Genomic DNA, 23,628 nt, shown 5'->3' with positions numbered 1-23,628 from the left:
AGCTAAAATGGTGAATAGTGTACCGAGAAGTACAGCCCATTTTCCTGGAGACTACTCTTTTCACCCTCCACCGAGATCAGGGGAATGCCCCAATCTAGGCGGGCTGATAAGTTATCGTCTTGTTTCCACAACAGCCCCAACCCAGTACTAAGCAGCGTACTCGGTGATGGATTTTCGCCCTTGACATTCCAGCCTTTGCCAACATCAATGAAGGGCGTCAGTTGCAGCACCCCGCCAATCTTGGGAGCGCGGACAATGGGTACTCGAAATTCTGCCGAAAATAACAGCCCATTATCTGTGAGTAATGCGTCTTGGCGATAGCCCCGTACACTTAGCTGTCCACCAAGGCCAAATTGCTCCAAAGGCACTAAGGAATCTGCTGCCAATTGGAAATCGCCCCTAGCGATAAATAGAGTGTCTGGTGCTAATTGCCGCACCCACTGCGCTTGTCCCCGCCAAGCGAAAAAGCGGCTATCTGGTTGATTATCACTGACGTTTGCACCAAACCAATCTACCCCAAAGCTCAATTGCGATCGCGCCGCAAATACATATTGGTTACTTCGTTGGGTATATTCTTGAAAAAATCGCAGGGCAGAAATATTAGTTTTTCCGTTTGCATCTGCACCTGGGGAAAGCTGAAACGGCCCAATGTTATCAATACCCAACTCAGTTTGGCTTTCCTGGCGCGAGAATGACAGCCCCATCGCTAACTCTTGGGTTGGTTTTTGCACCAGTGGTTGCCGATAGCCCAATTCGTAAGATCGGCTATTTGACTGAATATCAAGGACGCTGAATGGTTTTTCAATCACGCGGTTCCATCCCTCGCTAAAACCGAAGGATACGGTGCCATTGTGGGCGTTAATCGGTAGCGTGTAATTGGCATTAATGGTATTACTGCCATCGGTGTTAGCGTATCCCACACTGAGGGTATCGCCCAAACCCGATAAATTGGCTTCTTGCAGATCCACTCCCCGACGAAAACTGCCGACACTGGGCGATCGCCCATTATCTAAGGTTGCTGTCATCTGAAAAGTTTCTGCTTCTTCAACCTCAACTTGCAACACATTGCTTCCCGGACGTACACCTGTCTGCAACTCGGCTGACAGGTTTTTAATTCGCGGATCGAGGCGGAGTAGTTGGAGTTTCTCTAGTAAGTGTGGTATGTTTAGCGGCTTTTGGGCACCAAGTTGAATGCGATCGCGAATGTATTGAGTGTGCAATCGTCTATTGCCGGTAATTTTGATTTCTTGCACACTACCCTCGATCACCTGAATTTTGATCACCCCGGTTTCTACTGTCTGCGGTGTAATCAACGCGCCTGTAGTCACATAACCTTTATCACTGTAGAGCTTCGTGATCGCATCTCTAACTTGCAACAACTCTGCAAAGGTCAGTTCCCGTCCTACAAAGGAAGCTGTGACAGCAGCAAACTGTTCTGGTTTGAAAACTGTACTACCAATAACTTCAATCCGATCAACCCGAAATTTGGCATTAGGGTCATTCTGCTCTAGAATCGGCTGATTCGGTAGTTGTGGGGATGGAAGCAATTGATTATCGTCTGCTGGCTTGGGCAGAACGTCTGACGGTAACGGAGTTTCAGGAATATCTTCTAATCTACCTGGGGGTAATATCTGAGGATTGGGAGTCTGGGCGTAGGCGCAGCCCGTCGTAGACATCGCATCCTGATAGTTGCAAAATACTGCTGCGATAGCTACGCTCGCCGCAGGCATCGCAAAGTTGAGTGTTATAAATCCAGCAAAAATCCTCAGTTTACCCACGAACTTGCCGACCTCTAGCTGATTTCTAACCAAGGTTTTTATAATCATTAATTTATAATTAAATAAATTACAGTTAAATTCTTAATACTTGAGAAGTATAAGTAAATACATAACAGATACTATATGTAACTTACATTTTTCCAGAAAAAATCAGTAAGATTACTATTTATTCTGATATTTTTCGTTGTGGTGATTAGACAATATCTAACGCAAAATTCAGAGTGGAGGAAGTCTCCACTCTGTTAGCATTAGCGAGTAATCGAGAGTCTGCTAGGAACGTCACTTTGTCAGAGAGTATCCTTATTTAAACCCCCTAACTTTAGTTATGGGGATTCACTGATAGCTAATAAATGTTCAGCACTATATTTCACCCAAAAATTGAGATGTACTTACGCTGGTTTTATTTTTTGTCCAGTCTGATTTTCTAGACCTCAGAGACTTTTTCCTCTCTTGGAGCGAGAGAGCGAATTAACTCTCGAATTACATCAGTTGCAGGTCTCCCAGTTATTGAACAGTATTGTTCAAGCTTCTGTGCCTCGCTTGACGTGAGATTGATTGTCAGTCGTTTAGCAGCCCATTTCTTATTCATTTATTAGACAAGCGATGTTTTTAAACTACTTCTCTAATATCAATCATGTAAGCTGCTACTACAATGGTATAACTAATGACATTTAATTAAATTAATCATGAAGTTGGATAGGATGTTTTTCTAAGAAATAGCGAAGAAGTTAATTGTATTCTGAAGTATAAAGTTTAGCTAGTTTTAAGGCAGTAATTATAAACAGAATGTAAATAATATTCAATTATGTAAGTAATGCATAAGTATTATTACTTAATATTTAAGGATGATGTATGTCGTTTCCTGATCAGATGAGGTACATCATAAGCCCTCATCGCTTGCTCTTAGGTGGGGAGCGATGCCTACGACGGGCTGTTCGGTGTCGCACTTGGTCTGATTGATATCCGCGACATCTCTGAATATCGGAAAAATAGCGCAGTGACGGCACAAATACCCGAATCTAGTGAGGTTCTTGTCCAAGCCACAGGTTGGCGACGAAACGCCCAAGGGAAAATTGAGTTATTTGCAGATAAACTGACTAAACAGGTGCAACAACTATTAACCTGTGCTGCTGTTCCTAAAAGTTAATGATGTTATAAATAATACGAGTCAGGGAACACTAACTTGAAATCAAGTACAGAAAGTTGTTGCTAATGAGAGCCGTACCCTTTCTATTTTCTATATTAACAAGTGGGTTATTCACTTCGGGAATGTTACTACGAGCAACGGCTCAAGTGACATCCGATGGTACAACCAACACCATTGTCAACCGAAGCGGTAATAATTCTACTATTCTTAACGGTGTTGATAAAGGTAATAATTTATTTCACAGTTTCAGTAATTTCTCTGTACCTACAGGTGGTTCAGCAACTTTTGATTTAATTAACACACCAAATATTACAACTATATTTAGTCGGATTACGGGTGGAAGTGTTTCCAAGATTGATGGATTAATTCAAACTCTCAACAGTAATAATCCGGTAAGTTTGTTTTTGATGAATCCTGCGGGGATTTTGTTTGGAGAAAATGCATCGTTGAATATTGGTGGTTCGTTTCTGGGCACGACGGCAAATAGTATTAAGTTTAAAGATGGAGTCGAGTTCAGTGCTGTCAATCCGACTGCAACACCCTTGCTGACTATGAGTGTACCTGTGGGTTTGCAGATGGGCAGTAATCCTGGCGCAATTACCGTCCAGAACACCGGACATCGTTTGACATTCCAAATCAACCCTTTTGCCTCTTCTCCAGATCGAAGCAAAAATCCTGTGGGATTAAGTGTTACCTCTGGCAATACCTTGGCATTAGTAGGGGGAGAAATCGCTTTAGATGGTGGAGTCTTAAATGCACCCTCTGGACACATTGAACTCGGTAGCACCAGTAATGAAACGGTTAATCTAAACACCTCCTCTCCTAGTTGGAGTTTTGATTATGGCAATATAAAGCAATTTGGTAATATTCAGCTTTCCCATCAATCCCTTAGCGATGCCAGTGGTACTCCTGCGGGTTCTATTCACTTCCAGGGTCGAAATATTAGCTTGAATGATGCTTCTGCTGCCCTATTAGTTAATCAAGGAAGTGGCAATTCCGGTGATATCAGCGTTAATGCTAGTGAATCGTTAAAACTGGGAGGAGTTGGCACTAATGGATTTCCCCAAAGTCTGTTGCGTGCTGATAACTTCAGCGATGGTGCTGGGGGTAATATAGTGGTTTCTGCCTCACAAGTATTCCTCCAGGATGGGGGATCTGTTCATGGATTCAATTTTGGTAAAGGCGCAGGAAGTAATATCTCGATGAAAATTGGGAATTTGCTTCAGATTCTGGGACTATCACCGATTAGCGGATTTGCCAGTTCACTTGACATAACCACCAAGAGTTCTGGGAGAAGTGGTGATATTCAAGTAGTTACCAACAGATTGCAGGTTTTAGATGGTGCTGTAATCGGCAATTCTACCTTGGGAACTGGTAGAGGAGGCAATACCACGATTAATGCTTCTGATTCCATCGAAGTCAGTGGAGAAAATCCACACAACTTGGCTGACAGCGTAATAGTTGTCGGTACCTATAACCAAGGGAATGCGGGTCAATTAACTATTAACACTCCCAAGCTGAGGGTGCGGAATGGAGGAGGCATAGTTGCCTCTACTGTAAATACCGGAAACGGAGGGGATTTGGTCATCAATGCTTCAGACACCGTTGAAGTCAGTGGAGTGGGTAGTATTTCTCATCTTCCTAGTCGGATTGGTGCTAGGGCAGAATTGCTTGCACCACCCATTCGGCAACTATTTGGATTACCAGATGTGATCACAGGTAACACGGGAAAATTTACTCTCAACACCCAGCGTTTGCAGATTACAGATGGGGCAATTGTAGGCGTTGACCATCAAGGTATTGGCGATGCTGGAAAACTTGAAATTAATGCCGATTCAATCCGGCTGGACAATGGTGGTAGCCTTACTGCCGCTACTGGTCAGGGTGAAGGCGGTAACATTTTTGTCCAGGCAAATGACTTGATCATGCGTCGTGGTAGTTCAATAGTTACTAATGCAGGTGGTATCGGCAATGGGGGCAACATCACCATTAACTCTCCCATCATCGTCGGCTTGGAAAACAGCGATATTGTCGCCAACGCAGTCCAAGGTAATGGGGGTAACATTCAAATCAACACCCAAGGCATATTCGGGCTAAAATACCGTAACGAACTCACAAGAGAAAACGACATCACTGCTAGTTCCAAATTTGGCGTAAACGGTACGGTAGATATTAATAATTTTGGTGTTGACCCCAGTTCTGGTTTAGTAGAACTACCAGCAAATGTAACAGACCCATCACAGCAAATTGCTACAGGTTGTTCTGCAAATCAAGGCAGTAGTTTTGTGGCAACGGGACGGGGTGGGATACCGCAAAATCCAACACAGCAAATTGGGAGCGATGTCTACGACGGGCTACGCCTACGCACTTGGTCTGATATTCGCGATCTCTCGGCATACCGCAAAACACAGAAAGTACAAGCCCAAATACCAGCATCCTCAGAAGTTCTCGTCCAAGCTACTTCCTGGCATCGTAACGCTCAGGGCAAAATTGAGTTAGTTGCTGATATTGCTACTGCCAATGTTCAACAACCATTAACCTGTGCTGCTGTTACCAAAAATTAATCATGTTATAAATAATGTTCTAAAGGGGAACACTAACTTGAAATCAGGTTAAGGAAGTTTTTTATGATGAGAGTTGTACCCTTTTTATTTATGTTAACAACTGCGTTATTCACTCCAGCAATGATGTTAACTGCAAACGCTCAAGTGACATCTGATGGCACAACTAACACCATTGTCAATCCAAGTGGTAATAATTTTAATATTCTTAACGGGATTGAAAAAGGTAATAATTTATTTCATAGTTTCAGTAATTTCTCTGTGCCTACAGGTGGTTCTGCCAACTTTAATTTAATCAACACACCAAATATTACAACTATATTTAGTCGGGTTACGGGTGGGAATATTTCTCATATTGATGGGTTAATTCGCACGCTCAATAGTAGTAACCCAGTGAGTTTGTTTTTGATGAATCCCAACGGGATTATGTTTGGGCAAAATGCTTCGTTGAATATTGGCGGCTCCTTTGTGGGGACGACGGCGAACAGTATTAAGTTTGCCGATAGCACAGAATTTAGTGCCTTAAATCCAACAGTACAGCCTTTATTAACCATGAGTGTACCCATTGGTTTACAGATGGGGCAAAATTCCAGAGAGATTACCGTGCAAGGAAATGGACATCGGCTGACCAACGGATTTTTTACTCCCGCAGATCGCAGCCAGAATCCCAGTGGGTTAGAAGTCGGGGCTGGTAATACACTGGCGCTTCTAGGCAGTACAGTTAACTTCACTGGTGGCATTGCAGCCGTTAAAGGTGGCGGGCATTTGGAAATAGGCAGTGTCAGCGATGGGCAAATCAGACTCAATCCCACTCTTACCGGCTGGGTCGGGGATTACTCAGAGGTGCGACAATTCAACGATATCCATCTCGCCCAGCAATCTCTGTTAGATGCCAGTGGTAGCAACGGCTCGATCCAATTACTTGGACGGAATATCAACCTCACCGAGGGTTCGGTAGCCTTGATCCAAAACCTTGGTACACAACCGTCTCTTGGAATTACAGTCAATGCCACCGGGACTCTTAACCTGACGGGGAATACACCCGATGGAAGACAGTGCAGCCTCATCCAAATCGACAACTTAGGAACGAGTCAGACGGGCGATATTACTATCTCTGCCGCCCAGCTATCCTTCCAAAATGGTGGACAAATCAGTAATCGGACGCTTACCCAAGCACCTGGTGGCAATATAACAGTCAATGTTGCAGGCTCAACCGATATAGATGGCTTTGCCCCCGCTAATCCCATTCTGACTTCAGGGATCGGAACCAACACATACTCCTTTGCTAACGCGGGCAATATTACCGTCTCTACGAGCAGTTTCCGGCTTCTGAATGGTGGCACTATCGGTTCTGCAAGTTTTGGTTTTGGACAAACTGGAGCGCTCCGAGTCAATGCTCAAGACTTGATCGAGATTGCTGGTAACAACTCCATTACATTATCACCCAGTGCCTTGACTTCATCCACTATCAGATCCGGGGATGCCAATAGTCTATTCGTCAACACATCCAGATTGGTGATTCGAGACGGTGGATTTTTAGGGTCTATCACGGTCGGCGCAGGTGCAAGCGGTAGCGTCACGGTGAATGCTTCAGAATCCATCGATATCCGGGGGCGCATTGTTGGCTCAATCGTGCCTAGCCGCATTGTTTCAACTGCCGAGATTCTCGACCCAGCTACTCAAGCTGCTTTTGGACTTCCTGCCATTCCCACAGGTGATGCGGGTTCTCTAACAATTAATACACCATCGTTACGCATTAAAGATGGGGCTTATGTTACCGTCAAAAATGACGGGCCTGGTAAAGCAGGGGATTTGCTCCTTAACGCCAACTCTATTTTTCTTGACAACCAAGGCAGCATCACCGCATCAACCGCCTCTGGAAACGGGGGTAATGTCAAATTAAACTTACAAGATTATCTGCTAATGCGTCATGATAGCCTGATTTCCGCCACTGCTGCGGGCAACGGTAATGGTGGCAACCTGTTGATTAACGCACCAGTAATTGTTGGGTTAGAAAACAGTGACATCATCGCCAATGCTGTCCAAGGTCGTGGCGGTAACATCACCATCACTACTCAAGGCATTATTGGTCTAGCTTTTCGCAATACCCTCACCCCCAGAACCGACCTCACCAATGACATCACTGCTAGTTCCCAATTCAATGTCAACGGCACCGTTCAAATTAATAATATCGGCGTTGATCCCAGTTCTGGTTTAGTAGAACTACCAGCAAATATTACTGACTCATCACAGCAAATTACTACAGGCTGTTCTAATAATACTGGTAGTAGTTTTGTGGCAACGGGACGTGGTGGGATACCAGAAAATCCTAATCAGCAGGTGGGGAGGAATGTCTACGACGGGCTACGCCTACGCACTTGGTCTGATATCCGCGATCTCTCTGCATATCGGAAAACACAAGCTTTACAAGCACAAATACCTATCGCTCCAGAAACTCTTATTCAAGCTACATCTTGGCATCGCAACGCCCAAGGAAAAATCGAGTTAGTTGCAGATAAATCTTCTGCTCAGGTGCAGCAACCTTTAACCTGTGCTGCTGTTACCAAAAGTTAATGATGTTATTAATCATGCCCTGAATGGGAATTCTAACTTTAAATCCGGCTAAGGAAGTTTTTAGTGATGAGAGTCGTACCCTTTCTATTTATATTAATAAGTGGGTTGTTATTCACTCCAGGGATGATGCTATCGGCGATACTCCCTTGGAGTGGCTCCGCCAACGCTCAAGTAACATCCGATGGCACAACTAACACCATTGTCAATTCAAGTGGGAATAATTTTAATATTCTTAACGGTATTGAAAAAGGTAATAATTTATTTCATAGTTTTAGTAATTTTTCTTTGCCTACAGGTACTTCAGCAAATTTTGATTTAACCAACACGCCAAATATTACAACTATATTTAGTCGGGTTACGGGTGGAAATGTTTCCGATATAAACGGATTAATTCAAACTCTCAACAGTAATCATCCTGTGAGTTTATTTTTAATGAATCCTGCGGGAATTGTGTTTCGGGAAAATGCTCAATTGAATATTGGCGGCTCGTTTATCAGCACAACTGCCAACAGCATCAAATTTGCCGATAGCGTTGAGTTTAGCGCCATTAATTCGCAAGCCACCCCGTTATTGAGTATCAATGTTCCCATTGGTTTGCAAATGGGCAGTAATTCTGCACCGATTACAGTTCAAGGCACAGGATACTCCTTGATCAATGCTAGTGGACTGGCTCTGGCTCCCCTGACTCGGATTCCTAGTTTTACAAAACTGCGGGTACAGTCGGGAAACACCCTAGCTTTGGTGGGTGGCGACCTACATCTAAATGGGGCAACCCTGCTCGCCGAACAAGGGCGAGTTGAATTGGGTAGTGTGAGTGGTGCAGGATTGGTCAACCTGATGCCAACTGCACAGGGCTATACATTGGGATATGGGGACATACAAAGCTTTGGCGATATTCAAATGGCACAGCGATCGCTATTAGATATTAGCGGGGTGAATGCAGGTTCGGTGCAAATTCAGGGTAAGCAAATTCAATTCACCGATGGCTCTCTGGTGCTGGCGCAAAATTTCGGCAATCTCCCTGGCGGTGACATTCGCCTTCAGGCTACGGAGGGAATTGATATAATTGGCATAACACTTAATACTAAGATTCTCAGTGGAGTACGTAGTGAAGCTCTGGGTATTGGATTTGGCGGGAACATCAGCGTCATTACTCCCAGGCTCAACCTCCAGCAGGGAGGGTTGTTGTATAGCGCCACTTTTGGAGCAGCTCCGGGTGGCAATATCCACATTGATGCAACCGCTATCGATCTGTCTGGCTTCCAACCCACTAATCCTAGTAACGTTAGCGTTATCAATACTAACACACAAGGCACTGGGAATGCTGGTGATATCTTAATCAATGGTAATAATCTACTGGTATCAAACGGTGGCTCATTATCTTCGATTACCTTTGGCAGTGGCTCTAGTGGTAAAGTGACGATTCACAATACCAACACCACAGTCAAGGGAGAAAGCCCCTCTGGGCTTTACAGCAATATTATCTCAACTACATTTGCCACCGGGAGTGCCAAAACCTTGATGCTGGATACCGCGAACTTGCAAATTCTGGATGGGGCAACAGTTGCCGCCACCACATTTTTTGTCGGGAATGGAGGGGATTTGAGCATCAACGCCACCGAATCGATCGCAATCAGTGGTCAAGGTCGGGCAAGTAATAGTAGTATTAACGCCTCTACCATCCGACCGAATCCCTTCTTGCGGCAGCAATTCGGTTTGCCAGATATACTAACAGCGAATGCTGGCACTGTGAACATTACCACACCAAGCCTAACGCTGACTAATGGCGGGACAGTCAGTGTCACCAGTCAAGGCAGTGGAAATGGTGGCAGTCTCAACATCAGTGCAGATACCATCCAATTAAAGAATCAAGGGTTGATCCAGGCACAAACAGAATCCGGTAATGGTGGCAATATTACGTTGTCCGCCAAAAACCTGCTGCTTCTGCAAGACAATAGCCTGATAACCTCAACAGCTGGTAGCTCAGGAAATGGGGGTAATATCAGCATCAATGCACCCATCATCGTCGGCTTAAAAAATAGCGACATTATTGCTAATGCTATTAAAGGTCAGGGGGGCAATATTCAAATCACAACTCAAGGCATCTTTGGACTCAAATTTCGTGACCAACTCACCCCTGAAAATGATATTACGGCGAGTTCACAGTTCGGTGTAAATGGTAATGTGCAAATCAATACCATTGGCGTTGATCCTAATTCTGGCTTAGTCCAGCTACCAGCAAATATCACAGATCCGTCACAACAAATTGCTACAGGCTGCGCGAGTAATCAAGGCAGTAGTTTTGTGGCAACGGGACGGGGTGGTATACCGCAAAATCCCACTCAGGAAGTGAGGAGCGATGTCTACGACGGGCTACGCCTACGCACTTGGTCTGATATCCGCGATCTCTCAGCATATCGCAAAACACAAGCTTTACAAGCCCAAATACCAGCACCAAGAGAAACTCTCATCCAAGCTACTTCCTGGCATCGTAACCCTCAGGGCAAAATTGAGTTAGTTGCTGATATTGCTACTGCCAATGTTCAACAACTATTAACCTGTGCTGCTGTTACCAAAAATTAATCATGTTATCAATAATGCCCGGAACGGGAACTATAACTTGAAATCAGGTTAAGGAAGTTTTTCGTGATCAGAGTCTTAGTTTTTCTATTTATATTAACAACTGGGTTATTCACTCCAGGGATGATGCTAAAGGCGATACTCCCTTGGAGTGGCTCCGCCAACGCTCAAGTGACATCTGATGGTACAAATAACACCATTGTCAATCCAAGTGGCAATAATTTTACAATTATTAACGGTATAGAAAAAGGCAATAATTTATTTCATAGTTTTAGTAATTTCTCTGTACCTACTGGTGCTTGGGCAACATTCGATTTAATCAACACGCCAAATATTACAACTATATTTAGCCGGGTTACAGGTGGGAATATTTCTAATATTGATGGGTTAATTAGCACACTTAATAGTCATAACGCGGTAAGTCTATTTTTGATGAATCCTGCGGGGATTGTGTTTGGGGCAAATGCCCGGTTGGATATTGGCGGCTCGTTTCTGGGAACGACCGCGAATAGTATTAAGTTTGCCGATGGGACGGAATTTAGTGCAGTTAATCCCGAAAGTACGCCATTGTTAACTATCAGTGTACCAATTGGCTTACAGATGGGACAAAACCCAGGGGCGATTACCGTCCAAAACACCGGGCATCGCTTGGATTCTAGTCAGAATAATCTCCTAAGGCTGGGCACAACTCCCACAGGATTAAGCGTCACCTCCGGCAAGACCCTGGGATTGCTGGGGGGAACTATTAGCTTAGACGGCGGCGTATTGCAGGCGACCTCTGGACACATCGAACTGGGTAGCGCTAGTGCCGGAATAGTCAATCTAGATACCTCCACCTGGAAGTTTGACTATGCCAATATCCACCAGTTTAAGGATATCCAGTTTTCCAACCAAGCCCTTGCCAATGCCAGTGGTAATCCTGCTGGTTCCATCCACTTCCAGGGTGAGAATATTAGACTGACAGGCGGTTCTGGAGCCTTATTGTTCAATCAGGGAAATAAACAGACCGGGGATATTGTCGTCAACGCCAGTCAGTTATTTGAGATGCTGGGAGGGGGTACCTTTGGCTTTGACTTCAACTTTTTACATTCCGACAATGTGGGGACAGGTGTGGGGAGCAATCTAGTGATATCTGCGGCACACATTCGGATATTGGATGGGGGAAATGTTAGTTCCCAGAACTTCAGTGCAGGGACTGGGGGAAAACTCTCTGCAACGGCAGCAGATTCGATTGAAGTGATTGGGTCTTCCCTTACTAATCGCGGTTTTGCGAGTGTGCTGAGTGCAAACACGCTTGGTTCTGGACGGGCAGGTAATGTTGAGATATCCACCAGGCAATTGAGGCTTCAAGAAGGTGGTGCAATATTGGATTTTAGTGGTGGAACGGGAGATGGTGGGAATAGTACCATTAACGCCTCTGAGTTGATCGAATTGATTGGAGAAAATGCGTTCACTGGGATTACAAGTTTGATCGTGGTGAATGCAAACAGTCAGGGAAATGCAGGTCAATTGACTATCAATACTCCTCGATTGAGCCTGCGGGATGGTGCAGCCGTAAGTGCTTCTGCTTTGGCAAGTGGAAATTCAGGTAATTTGGTAGTGAATGTTTCAGACAAAATAGAAGTTAGTGGCATTGGTAGTATTTCTGGTGTACCCAGCAGAATTGGTGCAAAGGCTGAAGTACTCCCTGTAATCCTTCAGAAGCGGTTTTTCTTACCGCCTTTTCCCACAGGTACGGTGGGAAACTTGCTGATCAACACCTCACGCCTGCAAATCACGGATGGTGGAAATGTTGGGGTTGAGCATCTGGGAATTGGCAATGCTGGAAACCTTTACATCAATGCGGATACAATTTTCCTCGATCGCGCTGGTAGCATCACGGCAGCTACTAAATCCGGTGACGGTGGCACTATTAATCTGCAAGCTAATACTTTAGTTATGCGTCATGGCAGCAACGTAACTGCAACCGCAGGTGGCACGGGTAACGGTGGCAACATTCTCATCAATTCACCTATTATTCTGGGCTTAGAAAACAGTGATATTGTTGCTAATGCTGTCCAAGGTCAGGGTGGTAATATTAACATTACGACTCAGGGTATTTTCGGTTTAAAATATGGGACTCAGCTGACTCCAAAAAACGACATCACCGCTAGTTCTCAATTTGGCGTTAACGGTACAGTTGATATTAATAATTTTGGCGTTGACCCCAGTTCTGGTTTAGTCGAATTACCTGTAAACTTAGTTGATTCATCCCAACAAATTGCTACAGGTTGTTCTCATAATACTAGCAGTCGTTTTGTGGCAACGGGACGGGGTGGTGTACCGCAAAATCCAACACAGCAAATTGGGAGCGATGTCTACGACGGGCTACGCCTACGCACTTGGTCTGATATCCGCGATATCTCTGCATACCGAAAAACACAAGCTTTACAAGCCCAAATATCAGCACCAAGAGAAACTCTCATCCAAGCTACTTCCTGGCATCGTAACCCTCAGGGCAAAATTGAGTTAGTTGCTGATATTGCTACTGCCAATGTACAACAACCATTAACCTGTGCTGCTGTTACCAAAAATTAATCATGTTATCAATAATGCCCGCAACGGGAACTATAACTTGAAATCAGGTTAAGGAAGTTTTTGGTGATGAGAGTCCTAGCTTTTCTATTTATATTTACAACTGGGTTATTTATTCCAGGGATGATGTTAAGAGCGATACTCCCTTGGAGTGGCTCCGCCAACGCTCAGGTGACATCTGATGGCACAATTAACACCATTGTGAACCATAGTAGTAATAATTACACAATTCTTAATGGTCTGGAAAAAGGTAATAATTTATTTCATAGTTTCAGTAATTTCTCTGTGCCTACGGGTGGTTCGGCGACTTTTGATTTAATCAACACACCAAATATTACAACCATATTTAGTCGGGTTACTGGTGGGAATATTTCTCATATTGATGGGTTAATTAGCACGCTCAATAGTAGTAACCCAGTAAGTTTGTTTTTGATGAATCCCAACGGGATTATATTTGGGCAAAATGCTTCGTTGAATATTGGCGGCTCCTTTGTGGGGACGACGGCGAACAGTATTAAGTTTGCCGATGGCACAGAATTTAGTGCCTTAAATCCAACAGCAAAGCCGTTGCTGACAATGAGTGTGCCGATTGGGTTGCAGATGGGGCAAAATTCCAGAGAGATTACCGTGCAAGGAAATGGACATCGCCTGACCAGTGGATCTTTTACTCCCGCAGATCGCAGCCAGAATCCCAGTGGGTTGGAAGTCAGGGCTGGTAATACACTGGCGCTTCTAGGCAGTACAGTTAACTTCACTGGTGGCATTGCAGCCGTTAAAGGTGGCGGGCATTTGGAAATAGGCAGTGTCAGCGATGGGCAAATCAGACTCAATCCCACTCTTACCGGCTGGGTCGGGGATTACTCAGAGGTGCGACAATTCAACGATATCCATCTCGCCCAGCAATCTCTGTTAGATGCCAGTGGTAGCAACGGCTCGATCCAATTACTTGGACGGAATATCAACCTCACCGAGGGTTCGGTAGCCTTGATCCAAAACCTTGGTACACAACCGTCTCTTGGAATTACAGTCAATGCCACCGGGACTCTTAACCTGACTGGGAATACACCCGATGGAAGACAGGGCAGCCTCATCCAAATCGACAACTTAGGAACGAGTCAGACGGGCGATATTACTATCTCTGCCGCCCAGCTATCCCTCCAAAATGGTGGACAAATCAATAATCGGAAGTTTGCTCAAGCACCTGGTGGCAATATAACAGTCAATGTTGCAGACTCAACCAATATCGATGGCTTTGCCCCCGTCAATCTAGTTCTGCCTTCATTGATCTTAACCACCACATTCTCCGCCGCCAACGCTGGGGATCTGACTGTCTCTACGGGCAGCCTGAGGCTTCTGAATGCTGGCTCTCTTGCTTCTACAAGCCTGAGTTCTGGACAGAGTGGAACGATGCGAGTGAATGCCCAAGATTTGATCGAGATTGCTGGCAACAACCCCATTACATTATTCCCAAGTTCCTTGTTTACATCGGTTCTCGGTTCTGGCAATGCCAATAATACGTTCATCAAGACGTCCCGCTTAGTGATTCGAGACGGTGGCTTTCTAGGGTCTAGCACCGTTGCCACCGGTTCAGCCGGTAGCGTGACGATTAACGCTTCAGACTCCGTAGATATCAGGGGTAGAGGCGCTGGATCAATCCTACCTAGTTTCATTGGTTCAAGCGCCGTGATTATCGATCAAGGCACTCAAGCTACCTTTGGACTTTCTGCCATTCCCAGCGGGAATGCGGGTTCCCTCACGATTAACACCCCGTCGTTACGCATCACAGATGGGGCACTTGTGACCGTCAAAAATGATGGCCCAGGTAGAGCAGGGGATTTGCTCTTTAACGCCAACTCTATTTTCCTTGACAACCAAGGTGCTATCACCGCATCAACCGCCTCTGGGAACGGGGGTAATGTCAAATTAAACTTACAAGATTATCTGCTAATGCGTCATGATAGCCTAATTTCTGCCACTGCTGCGGGCAACGGTAATGGTGGCAACCTGTTGATTAACGCACCAGTAATTGTTGGGTTAGAAAACAGCGACATCATCGCCAATGCAGTCCAAGGTCGTGGCGGTAACATTAACATCACCACTCAAGGCATTATTGGTCTAGCTTTTCGCAATACCCTCACCCCCAGAACCGACCTCACCAATGACATCACTGCCAGTTCCGAATTCAATGTCAACGGCACCGTTCAAATTAATAATATCGGCGTTGATCCCAGTTCTGGTTTAGTACAACTACCAACAAATGTTACCGACTCATCGCAGCAAATTGCTACAGACTGTTCTCATAATACTGGTAGTAGTTTTGTAGCTACAGGAAGGGGTGGAATACCACAAAATCCCACGCAAGAAATGAAGAGCGATGTCTACGAGGGGCTACGCCTACGCACTTGGTCTGACATCCGAGACATCTCAGCATACCGCAAAACACAAGCTTTACGAGCACAAATACCCACCGTTCCAGAAACTCTTATTCAAGCTACATCTTGGCATCGCAACGCCCAAGGAAAAATCGAGTTAGTTGCAGATAAATCTTCCGCTCAGGTGCAGCAACCATTAATCTGTGGGGCTGTGACCAAAAGTTAATCATGTTATTAATCATGCCCTGAATGGGAACTCTAACTTTAAATCAGTAAAAGAAGTCTTTGGTGATGAGAGTCGTACCCTTTCTATTTATATTAATAAGTGGGTTGTTATTCACTCCAGGAATCATGCTAAGGGCGATAGTCCCTTGGAGTGGTTGCGCCAACGCTCAAGTGACATCCGATGGCACAATCAACACCATTGTTAATCCAAATGGTAATAATTTCACAATTCTTAACGGTATTGAAAAAGGTAATAATTTATTTCATAGTTTCAGTAATTTCTCTGTGCCTACAGGTGGTTCTGCCAACTTTAATTTAATCAACACGCCAAATATCACTACCATATTTAGTCGGGTGACAGGTGGAAATGTTTCCCATATTGATGGATTAATTCAAACTCTCAACGGTAATAATCCTGTAAGTTTGTTTTTAATGAATCCGGGGGGGATTGTGTTTGGAAAAAATGCCTCGTTGAATATTGGCGGCTCGTTTGTGGGAACGACGGCGAATAGCATTAAGTTTGCCGATGGAATAGAGTTTAGTGCGACTAATCCCGGTGCTACACCGTTGTTAACAATAAGTGTGCCAATTGGGTTGCAAATGGGGCAAAATCCGGGAGATATTACCGTCCAAAACACCGGACACCGTTTAATTAATATTGGTAATGCTATAGGTTCTCCTCTGGATCGAAGTAACAATCCTGTAGGATTAAGCGTTACCTCTGGTAATAACTTGGCATTGATCGGGGGAGAAGTAGCCTTAGATGGTGGAGTGTTAAATGCACCTTCTGGACATATTGAACTCGGTAGCGCCAGTAATGGCACAGTTAATCTCAACACCTCTTCTCCTCATTGGAATTTTGATTATGACAATATAAAGCAATTTGGGAATATTCATCTGTCCCATCAATCCCTTGCCGATGCCAGTGGCACCCCTGCGGGTTCTATTCATTTCCAGGGTCGAAATATTAGCTTGCAAGATGGGTCTGCTGCCCTATTAGTTAATCAAGGAAGCAATAATTCAGGCGAGATTAGCGCTAATGCTAGTGAGTCATTGCAACTGGGGGGAGTTGGCACTGATGGATTTCCACAAAGTCTATTGCGTGCTGATAATTTTGGTGATGGTGCTGGGGGTAATATTTTAGTTTCTGCCTCCCAACTATTCCTCTACGATGGTGGTACTATTAATGGATTCAATTTTGGTAAAGGTTCAGGAAGTAATATTTCTGTGGAAATTGGAGATTTGCTTCAACTTGTGGGATTATCACCTATTAGTGGATTGAGCAGTTCACTGATTACTAACACCAGCAATTCGGGGAAAAGTGGTGATATTCGAGTAGTTACCAAAAAATTGCAGATTTTAGATGGTGCTCAGATCGACAATGTTAGCTTGGCAAATGGTATGGGAGGTAATATCACGATTAATGCTGCTGATTTCATCGAAGTGATGGGGCAAAATTTGAATGATAGCCTCATAGTGGTTAGCACATTCAGCCAAGCAAATGCAGGCCAATTAACTATTAATACTGCCAAACTGAGAGTACAGGATGGAGGAGGTATCCTTGCCTCTACCGTAAATAGCGGCAATGGAGGGGATTTGCTAATCAATGCTTCTGATACCGTTGAAGTCAGTGGAATGAGTAGTATTTCTCGTTTCCCAAGTCGAATTGGTGCTAGGGCCGAATTACTTCCACCACCCATTCGGCAACTACTTGGATTACCAGATGTAATCACAGGTAACACAGGTAAACTCGTTGTTAACACCCCACGCTTGCAGATTACAGATGGGGCGATTGTTGGTGTTGATCATCAAGGCATTGGCGATGCTGGAAAACTTGAAATTAATGCAGGTTCAATCCGTCTTGACAATGGTAGTAGCCTTACCGCCGCTACTTTTCAGGGTGAAGGCGGTAATATTTTTATCCAGGCAAATGACTTGATCATGCGTCGTGGTAGTTCAATTGTTACTAATGCAGGTGGTATCGGCAATGGTGGCAACATCACCATTAACTCTCCCATCATCGTCGGCTGGGAAAATAGCGATATCATCGCCAACGCAGTCCAAGGTAATGGGGGCAACATTCAAATCAACACCCAAGGCATATTCGGGCTAAAATACCGTAACGAACTCACAAGAGAAAACGACATCACAGCCAGTTCCCAATTTGGGGTTAACGGTACGGTAGATATTAATAATTTTGGCGTTGACCCCAGTTCTGGTTTAGTCGAATTACCTGTAAATTTAGTTGATTCATCCCAACAAATTGCTACAGGTTGTTCTAAGAATACTGGTAGTAGTTTTGTGGCAACAGGACGGGGTGGAATTCCGCAAAATCCAACGCAGCAAATTGGGAGCGATGTCTACGACGGGCTACGCCTACGCACTTGGTCTGATATCCGCGATCTCTCAGCATACCGCAAAACACAAGCTTTACAAGCACAAATACCCACCGCTCCAGAAACTCTTATTCAAGCTACATCTTGGCATCGCAACGCCCAAGGAAAAATCGAGTTAGTTGCAGATAAATCTTCCGCTCAGGTGCAGCAACCATTAACCTGTGCTGCTGTGACCAAAAGTTAATTTTTCTAGAGCTAAGGGAACTCCAAGAAATAAATTAAGTAGGTAGGCACAATTAAACCGAACTACGTAAACTTATGTAAATCCCCAGAAACGCTTTGAATATAAACTTTTAAGCTATTTACATTTCTTAATATAGTTGTGTTTTTTAGCGCCCACCTACTTATCGAATATTGTGCGGTGGGCAACATCAGCGCCCAGTCCATAGGGCGGGCGAGACGCCATTAGTGTCAACTTAAAGTTAAAACCCATTTGTCAACGATAGGTTTTGTTTGGAACGAAGTATAAATGTGAATTTTTTTATGAGTTTTATACGCAACCTGGCAGTGATGCTGATAAACAAAGCATTAATAATCCCTGAAAAAGTTCGTTTTTTGTCCCTTTTAAACCACATTTTTAAGCATAAATGCTTATTGACGTAGGAAGTTTTAGCTTAACTTGACACTAATGGCGAGACGCCCACCCCACAAGAGTTAATTGGATATTTTTTTATTTGTCAGTCCCTAATGGTCTAATTCCCCAAAGCGATCGCGGTACTGCTGAAGCAGCGCTTGCATATCTTGCAATTGTTGCTCTGCCTGTTTTGCCCGTTGCTCCAACTCCACCGGACTCAAAAATTTCCGCCCATCTGGTCGGTAAATCACCAGTTCATGGTTGCCCACTGCAAACCGAATCCCCAACCGAGGACTCGTCCACCCATCCATCTGAGCAATTGGTAGCAACTGTTCATCAAGACGACGCCAACCTTTGAGTTCGTAGCGGTCTGGGTCATACTGATAGTATTCTTCCACCCCATAAGTCTGGTAAAACTCTAGCTTGCGTTCCATCTCAAGAGCATTGTTGCTGGGGGAGAGAATTTCGTATACCACTTGTGGGGCTATATTGTCTTCCTGCCACTGTTTATAAGATCCCCGCCGTCCCTTTGGTCTACCAAACACCACCATTGTATTCGGTGCAACTGGTGAGATTAAGCGCGATTTCACCGGGAACCAGAGCAAATCTCCCGCCACAAATACATTCCGTTCATCAGCAAACAGAATTTCCAGATTTTCCTTAATTAGAACAATCCAACGAAACTGTTCGGTATTGTCTGCCATTGGCTTACCGTCGCTGTCGGGAAAATATAAATCTGCATCGCGGCGATTGAAGGTGGTCATAGGTTAACCCGGAATGACACAGTAGTTTAATTGTATGCGATCGCTCATCAACTGATAGATCCCATTACAAGTTGGGCAATATACATCTATTAGTGATTTCATGAACACTTGAATCGTGACTAATCTTGAAATAAACTGCTCAATAATAAGTAATTATTTATGTTTTTCGGAATTAAACAAACTCGTTGGCTATATGTCAGCCTCAGCATTTTCACTTTATGTTTAGCATTTATCATTACACCTGTAAAAGCATCTCCACCAGTAACAACCCCAGCCTTCTCTTCTTCCCAACCCACCAATTGGCTAGAACAAGGACGAAACCTCTACCAATCGGGGCGCTTTACCGAAGCAGTGACGGTTTGGCAAACCGCAACACAACAGTATCATACCCAAGGTGATCGCCTGAACGAAGCCTTGACCTTAAGTTACCTTTCACTAGCACAACAAGAACTTAATCAATGGCAAGTAGCCCAACAGTCTATTGAGCAAAGTCTGAAACTATTGCAAATAGTTAAACCCTCTGCTGATGCAATTATTTGGGCACAGGTACTCAATACCCAGGCAAATTTGCAATTGCACACTGGCAAAGCTGAAACCGCTCTGGAAAGTTGGCAACAAGCCCAAAAGTTTTATGAACAAGCCGGTGATCAAATGGGCAGCTTGGGTAGTCAAATCAACCAGGCACAAGCTTTACAAAGTTTAGGATTTTACCGCCGTTCTAAACAACAATTGGAGGCGCTGACTCAAAAACTTCAAGGGATGGCGGATAATGAAATCAAAGTTAGTGGATTGCGATCGCTTGGTTTAGCCTTGCAAATAATTGGTGATTCTGGCAAAAGTCAACAGATTTTAGAGCAAAGTTTAGCGATCGCTCAGAAAATTGCAGCCAAACCCCAATTAAGTTCTATCCTGATTAGTCTGGGACAAACTGCCGTTGACTTGCAAGATCCCGAAACAGGATTGGATTACTTTGAACAAGCTCAACTCTTAGCCAGCAACCCAAGCGATGAGTTGCAAGCGCGTTTAGCTCAGTTCAAACTTTTTCTCCATTACGACAAAGCTGAGTTTGCTATCCCACTCGCACCGCAACTACTCCAACAACTTAGGGAACTGCCCCCCAGTCACACCTCCCTCTTCGCAGCGATCAATTTTGTTGCCACCCTCAATCACCAGTCAAATTCTAACCAAATTCTACCGCTCAAAGATTTGGCGCAACTGATGGGAGCCACAGTCGAATCTGCACAGCAAATCCAAGATACTCAAGCTCAAGCTCATGCACTGCATGAGTGGGGAAAACTCTATCGTCGTACAAAGCAGTTATCTGAAGCACAGGAGTTAACTCAGAAATCCCTTGACATTGCCCGTCAACTCCAAGCTAACGATATTATTGCTCAGTCTGCCTGGGAAATGGGACAGTTGTATAAGCAACAAGGCGATCGCTTAAAAGCAATTAGTGCCTATACAGAAGCCGTCAATGCCTTAAAAGCACTGCGGGGGGATTTGGTGGCCATCAACCCTGATCTCCAATTCTCTTTTCGCAGCAGCGTTGAGCCTGTTTACCGAGAATTGGTGGGCTTACTTCTAGATAATCAACCGAGTCAAGCTGCATTAATGCAAGCTCGTGAATTGATTGAGGCACTGCAAATTGCGGAACTGGATAACTTTTTTCGGGAAGCCTGTTTAGATAGAACTCAACAAATTGATCAAGTTGATCCCACTGCAACCATCCTTTATCCGATCATCCTACCAGATCGTCTCACAGTCATCGTCTCCAAAGCAGGGCAACCACTCCGTTCATATATCACTCACAAATCTCAAGCTGAAATTGAGCAGACTTTAGACAACTTTTTGGTTGCTCTCAATCCTGTCTCGGACTCCAAAGATCGGGAGCGATTTTCCCAAGAGATTTATGATTGGTTGATTCGTCCAGCCGAAAAAGAGCAAGCATTTATTGATACGAAGACATTGGTGTTTGTTTTGGATGGTCGGTTACGGAACATTCCCATAGCAGCTCTTTCTGACGGTAAGCAATATCTGATTGAGAAGTATGCAGTGGCGCTTTCACCAGGATTGCAACTGATGGCAACGCGATCGCATCATCAAAACCAGATCAGTGCGATCGTGGGTGGTATTAGCAAAGCTCGTGCTGGCTTTGCGGCTTTGCCCGCCGTCGAATCAGAAGTGAAACAAATCTCCAAAACCGTATCCTCCTCGATGTTGCTGAACCAGGAATTTACTAGTCAAGCCCTGGCTGAACGGGTGAAATCTAGTAGCGCAGGTATTGTCCACCTAGCAACCCACGGACAATTTAGTTCTCGCCTCGAAGATACCTTCTTGCTCACTTGGGATGGAGAAGTCAACGTTAAGGAGTTATCTGAACTTCTGAAAAATCGGGGTAACGATCCATCAAAAGCTATCGAGTTGTTGGTACTAAGTGCCTGCGATACAGCCGCAGGAGACGATCGCGCCGTCTTGGGACTGGCGGGTTTGGCTGTCAAATCCGGCGCTCGCTCAACTATCGCCACCCTCTGGCCTGTGAAAGATCAGGCAGCCGCGATGCTGATGACTCGCTTCTATGACCAACTGCGACAGCCCAAAATCACTAAAGCCGAAGCACTCAGACAAGCACAAATTAACCTAATTCGCCAAACTGATTTCCGCGATCCCTTCTTTTGGTCTGGCTTTGTTTTGATTGGCAACTGGATTTAAATAAGTAATCACACGTACTCAAACCCAAATATATCATGTAATATTTACAGCATTCCCACGAAGCTTTTCCTATACTAGAAGTTCCCTAATTTGACTGTGCCAATTTTAAATTCTTTTGTTCATGCCGGACTAATATCCCGCTATGGTAAACCTCTTGTAGGTGTCACCAATCCAAAATTTAAAATCTGTTGACTGTTGCTTGGACTTATTCTCTGAGCTTCTGTCCATAGTCAAAGGAAAGGTATTTTGTCTCACATTTCAATTAGATGAGGTAAAACATCATGAAACGTCGATATTTAGCTAGTATATTGAGCGTCATCACTCTGATTACTAGCAGTGCATGGACTAGTGCCCATGCTGTTACATTTACCCCACCCCCTAACAATGGCTCTCCTAGTCAGGCAACGGGAGGAGCTTCTCGGGGTAATATCTTTACACCTATTGCTGGGCAAGGTGCGCCCAGACAAACAACGGGAGGAGCTTCTCGAGGCAACCTCTTTACACCTGCCGCCGGGAAAGGTGCGCCCAGACAAGCAACGGGAGGAGCTTCACGGGGCAACCTCTTTACACCTGCCGCCGGGAAAGGTACGCCCAGACAAGCAACGGGAGGAGCTTCACGGGGCAACCTCTTTACACCTGCCGCCGGGAAAGGTACGCCCAGACAAGCAACTGGGGGAGCTTCACGGGGCGATCTCTTTACACCTGCTGCCGGAAAAGGTACACCTCAACAAGCAACTGGAGGAGCTTCTCGCGTAGGTAATTACTATTTGAATCCATCGACTGTAAGTGCAACACAACCAGCAGCACTAATCGCCCTCTTGCCCCAAAACTTCTATGGCACAACAGTGTCTGAACGTCCCACAATTCTGGTGTATCTCCCGGCTTCCAATGCCCAAGAAGCGGTGTTCAGCCTCAAGGATGAAGCTGGCAATATGCAACATCAAATGACTATTCCAGTTGCGGGGAAAACTGGGGTAATGGCGATCAAATTACCAGCCAATGCACCCGCTTTAGCCATTGGTAAAAACTATCAATGGTTCCTAGCACTCAAAGTAGATGGACAACTCAGCCCAAGTACGCCTTACGTCGATGGTTGGGTTCAGCGTATCCAGCCCAGTGCAGAGTTGGCAACAGCAATGCAACAGCAAGATGCTCTGAAGCGGGCTACTGCTTTGGGGAAATACGGTGTTTGGTATGACTGTGTGGCAACACTTGCAGCGACATACACCGCCCAACCTAACGATGTAACCCTCCGCAAACAATGGGAAGAACTTCTATCCTCAGTGAGTTTGAAGGAGATTGTCACAGCATCGATTAACTAATGTTAATGTCAGGTCAATTCTAAACAGGTTTTGGTGGGGTGTTGCTCCATCA

Annotated in this window: 11 protein-coding genes and 1 pseudogene; 9 read left to right on the top strand and 3 right to left on the bottom strand. The window is 44.8% G+C overall.

The genetic code is table 11. From position 1 onward, the window contains the following. Positions 1-2: 2 nt before the first annotated feature. Together V7K50_RS29275 and V7K50_RS30855 are read right to left on the bottom strand one after the other, a co-directional pair. Positions 3-1,676 carry a ShlB/FhaC/HecB family hemolysin secretion/activation protein gene (locus tag V7K50_RS29275; RefSeq protein WP_334966603.1) on the bottom strand — a complete coding sequence of 558 codons (1,674 nt, stop codon included), beginning with the start codon at positions 1,674-1,676 and terminating at the stop codon, positions 3-5. A 526-nt stretch (positions 1,677-2,202) separates the two neighbouring features. Further along, entirely contained in the window at positions 2,203-2,367 is a 165-nt protein-coding gene (locus tag V7K50_RS30855) for a CopG family transcriptional regulator (RefSeq protein ID WP_442944677.1), read from the bottom strand. A gap of 369 nt (positions 2,368-2,736) precedes the next feature. Here V7K50_RS30855 and V7K50_RS29270 point away from each other — a divergent pair. The 7 genes and pseudogenes from V7K50_RS29270 to V7K50_RS29240 form a co-directional block, all read left to right on the top strand. Beyond that, positions 2,737-2,925, top strand: a pseudogene (locus V7K50_RS29270) (hypothetical protein); the annotation flags it as partial. Positions 2,926-2,990: 65 nt separating this feature from the next. Beyond that, the gene (locus tag V7K50_RS29265) at positions 2,991-5,489 is read left to right on the top strand and encodes an S-layer family protein (RefSeq protein WP_334966291.1); all 2,499 of its coding nucleotides are present in this window, start codon (positions 2,991-2,993) and stop codon (positions 5,487-5,489) included. A gap of 66 nt (positions 5,490-5,555) precedes the next feature. Further along, positions 5,556-8,060, top strand: coding sequence for a two-partner secretion domain-containing protein (locus tag V7K50_RS29260; RefSeq protein WP_442944680.1), 2,505 nt, complete (start codon positions 5,556-5,558; stop codon positions 8,058-8,060). A gap of 66 nt (positions 8,061-8,126) precedes the next feature. Further along, positions 8,127-10,643, top strand: a complete 2,517-nt coding sequence (locus tag V7K50_RS29255) for an S-layer family protein (protein ID WP_334966287.1) — start codon at positions 8,127-8,129, stop codon at positions 10,641-10,643. Between the two features lie 120 nt (positions 10,644-10,763). Further along, positions 10,764-13,217 carry an S-layer family protein gene (locus V7K50_RS29250; protein WP_334966601.1) on the top strand — a complete coding sequence of 818 codons (2,454 nt, stop codon included), beginning with the start codon at positions 10,764-10,766 and terminating at the stop codon, positions 13,215-13,217. A gap of 66 nt (positions 13,218-13,283) precedes the next feature. Continuing rightward, positions 13,284-15,812, top strand: coding sequence for an S-layer family protein (locus V7K50_RS29245; RefSeq protein ID WP_334966285.1), 2,529 nt, complete (start codon positions 13,284-13,286; stop codon positions 15,810-15,812). Positions 15,813-15,937: 125 nt separating this feature from the next. Further along, positions 15,938-18,391 carry an S-layer family protein gene (locus V7K50_RS29240; RefSeq protein WP_334966283.1) on the top strand — a complete coding sequence of 818 codons (2,454 nt, stop codon included), beginning with the start codon at positions 15,938-15,940 and terminating at the stop codon, positions 18,389-18,391. A 500-nt stretch (positions 18,392-18,891) separates the two neighbouring features. On the opposite strand, the gene V7K50_RS29235 is transcribed toward V7K50_RS29240, so the two are convergent. Further along, positions 18,892-19,545, bottom strand: coding sequence for a Uma2 family endonuclease (locus V7K50_RS29235; RefSeq protein ID WP_334966281.1), 654 nt, complete (start codon positions 19,543-19,545; stop codon positions 18,892-18,894). Between the two features lie 159 nt (positions 19,546-19,704). On the opposite strand from V7K50_RS29235, the gene V7K50_RS29230 reads away from it, so the two are divergent. Further along, positions 19,705-22,254, top strand: coding sequence for a CHAT domain-containing protein (locus tag V7K50_RS29230; protein WP_334966279.1), 2,550 nt, complete (start codon positions 19,705-19,707; stop codon positions 22,252-22,254). Positions 22,255-22,535: 281 nt separating this feature from the next. Then, positions 22,536-23,576 (top strand): DUF928 domain-containing protein, encoded by a 1,041-nt coding sequence (locus V7K50_RS29225; protein ID WP_334966277.1) that lies wholly within the window; start codon positions 22,536-22,538, stop codon positions 23,574-23,576. Positions 23,577-23,628: the final 52 nt, after the last annotated feature.

Source organism: Nostoc sp. (genome assembly GCF_036917135.1).
Classification (GTDB): domain Bacteria; phylum Cyanobacteriota; class Cyanobacteriia; order Cyanobacteriales; family Nostocaceae; genus Nostoc.
This window is presented reverse-complemented; position numbering and strand designations above follow the sequence as displayed.

Excerpts from the sequence above, each read along its gene's own strand:
- V7K50_RS29275 (WP_334966603.1), bottom strand. The coding sequence starts at position 1,676 with ATGTCTACGACGGGCTGCGCCTACGCCCAGACTCCCAATCCTCAGATA.
- V7K50_RS30855 (WP_442944677.1), bottom strand. The coding sequence starts at position 2,367 with ATGAATAAGAAATGGGCTGCTAAACGACTGACAATCAATCTCACGTCA.
- V7K50_RS29265 (WP_334966291.1), top strand. The coding sequence starts at position 2,991 with ATGAGAGCCGTACCCTTTCTATTTTCTATATTAACAAGTGGGTTATTC.
- V7K50_RS29260 (WP_442944680.1), top strand. The coding sequence starts at position 5,556 with ATGAGAGTTGTACCCTTTTTATTTATGTTAACAACTGCGTTATTCACT.
- V7K50_RS29255 (WP_334966287.1), top strand. The coding sequence starts at position 8,127 with ATGAGAGTCGTACCCTTTCTATTTATATTAATAAGTGGGTTGTTATTC.
- V7K50_RS29250 (WP_334966601.1), top strand. The coding sequence starts at position 10,764 with ATGATGCTAAAGGCGATACTCCCTTGGAGTGGCTCCGCCAACGCTCAA.
- V7K50_RS29245 (WP_334966285.1), top strand. The coding sequence starts at position 13,284 with ATGAGAGTCCTAGCTTTTCTATTTATATTTACAACTGGGTTATTTATT.
- V7K50_RS29240 (WP_334966283.1), top strand. The coding sequence starts at position 15,938 with ATGCTAAGGGCGATAGTCCCTTGGAGTGGTTGCGCCAACGCTCAAGTG.
- V7K50_RS29235 (WP_334966281.1), bottom strand. The coding sequence starts at position 19,545 with ATGACCACCTTCAATCGCCGCGATGCAGATTTATATTTTCCCGACAGC.
- V7K50_RS29230 (WP_334966279.1), top strand. The coding sequence starts at position 19,705 with ATGTTTTTCGGAATTAAACAAACTCGTTGGCTATATGTCAGCCTCAGC.
- V7K50_RS29225 (WP_334966277.1), top strand. The coding sequence starts at position 22,536 with ATGAAACGTCGATATTTAGCTAGTATATTGAGCGTCATCACTCTGATT.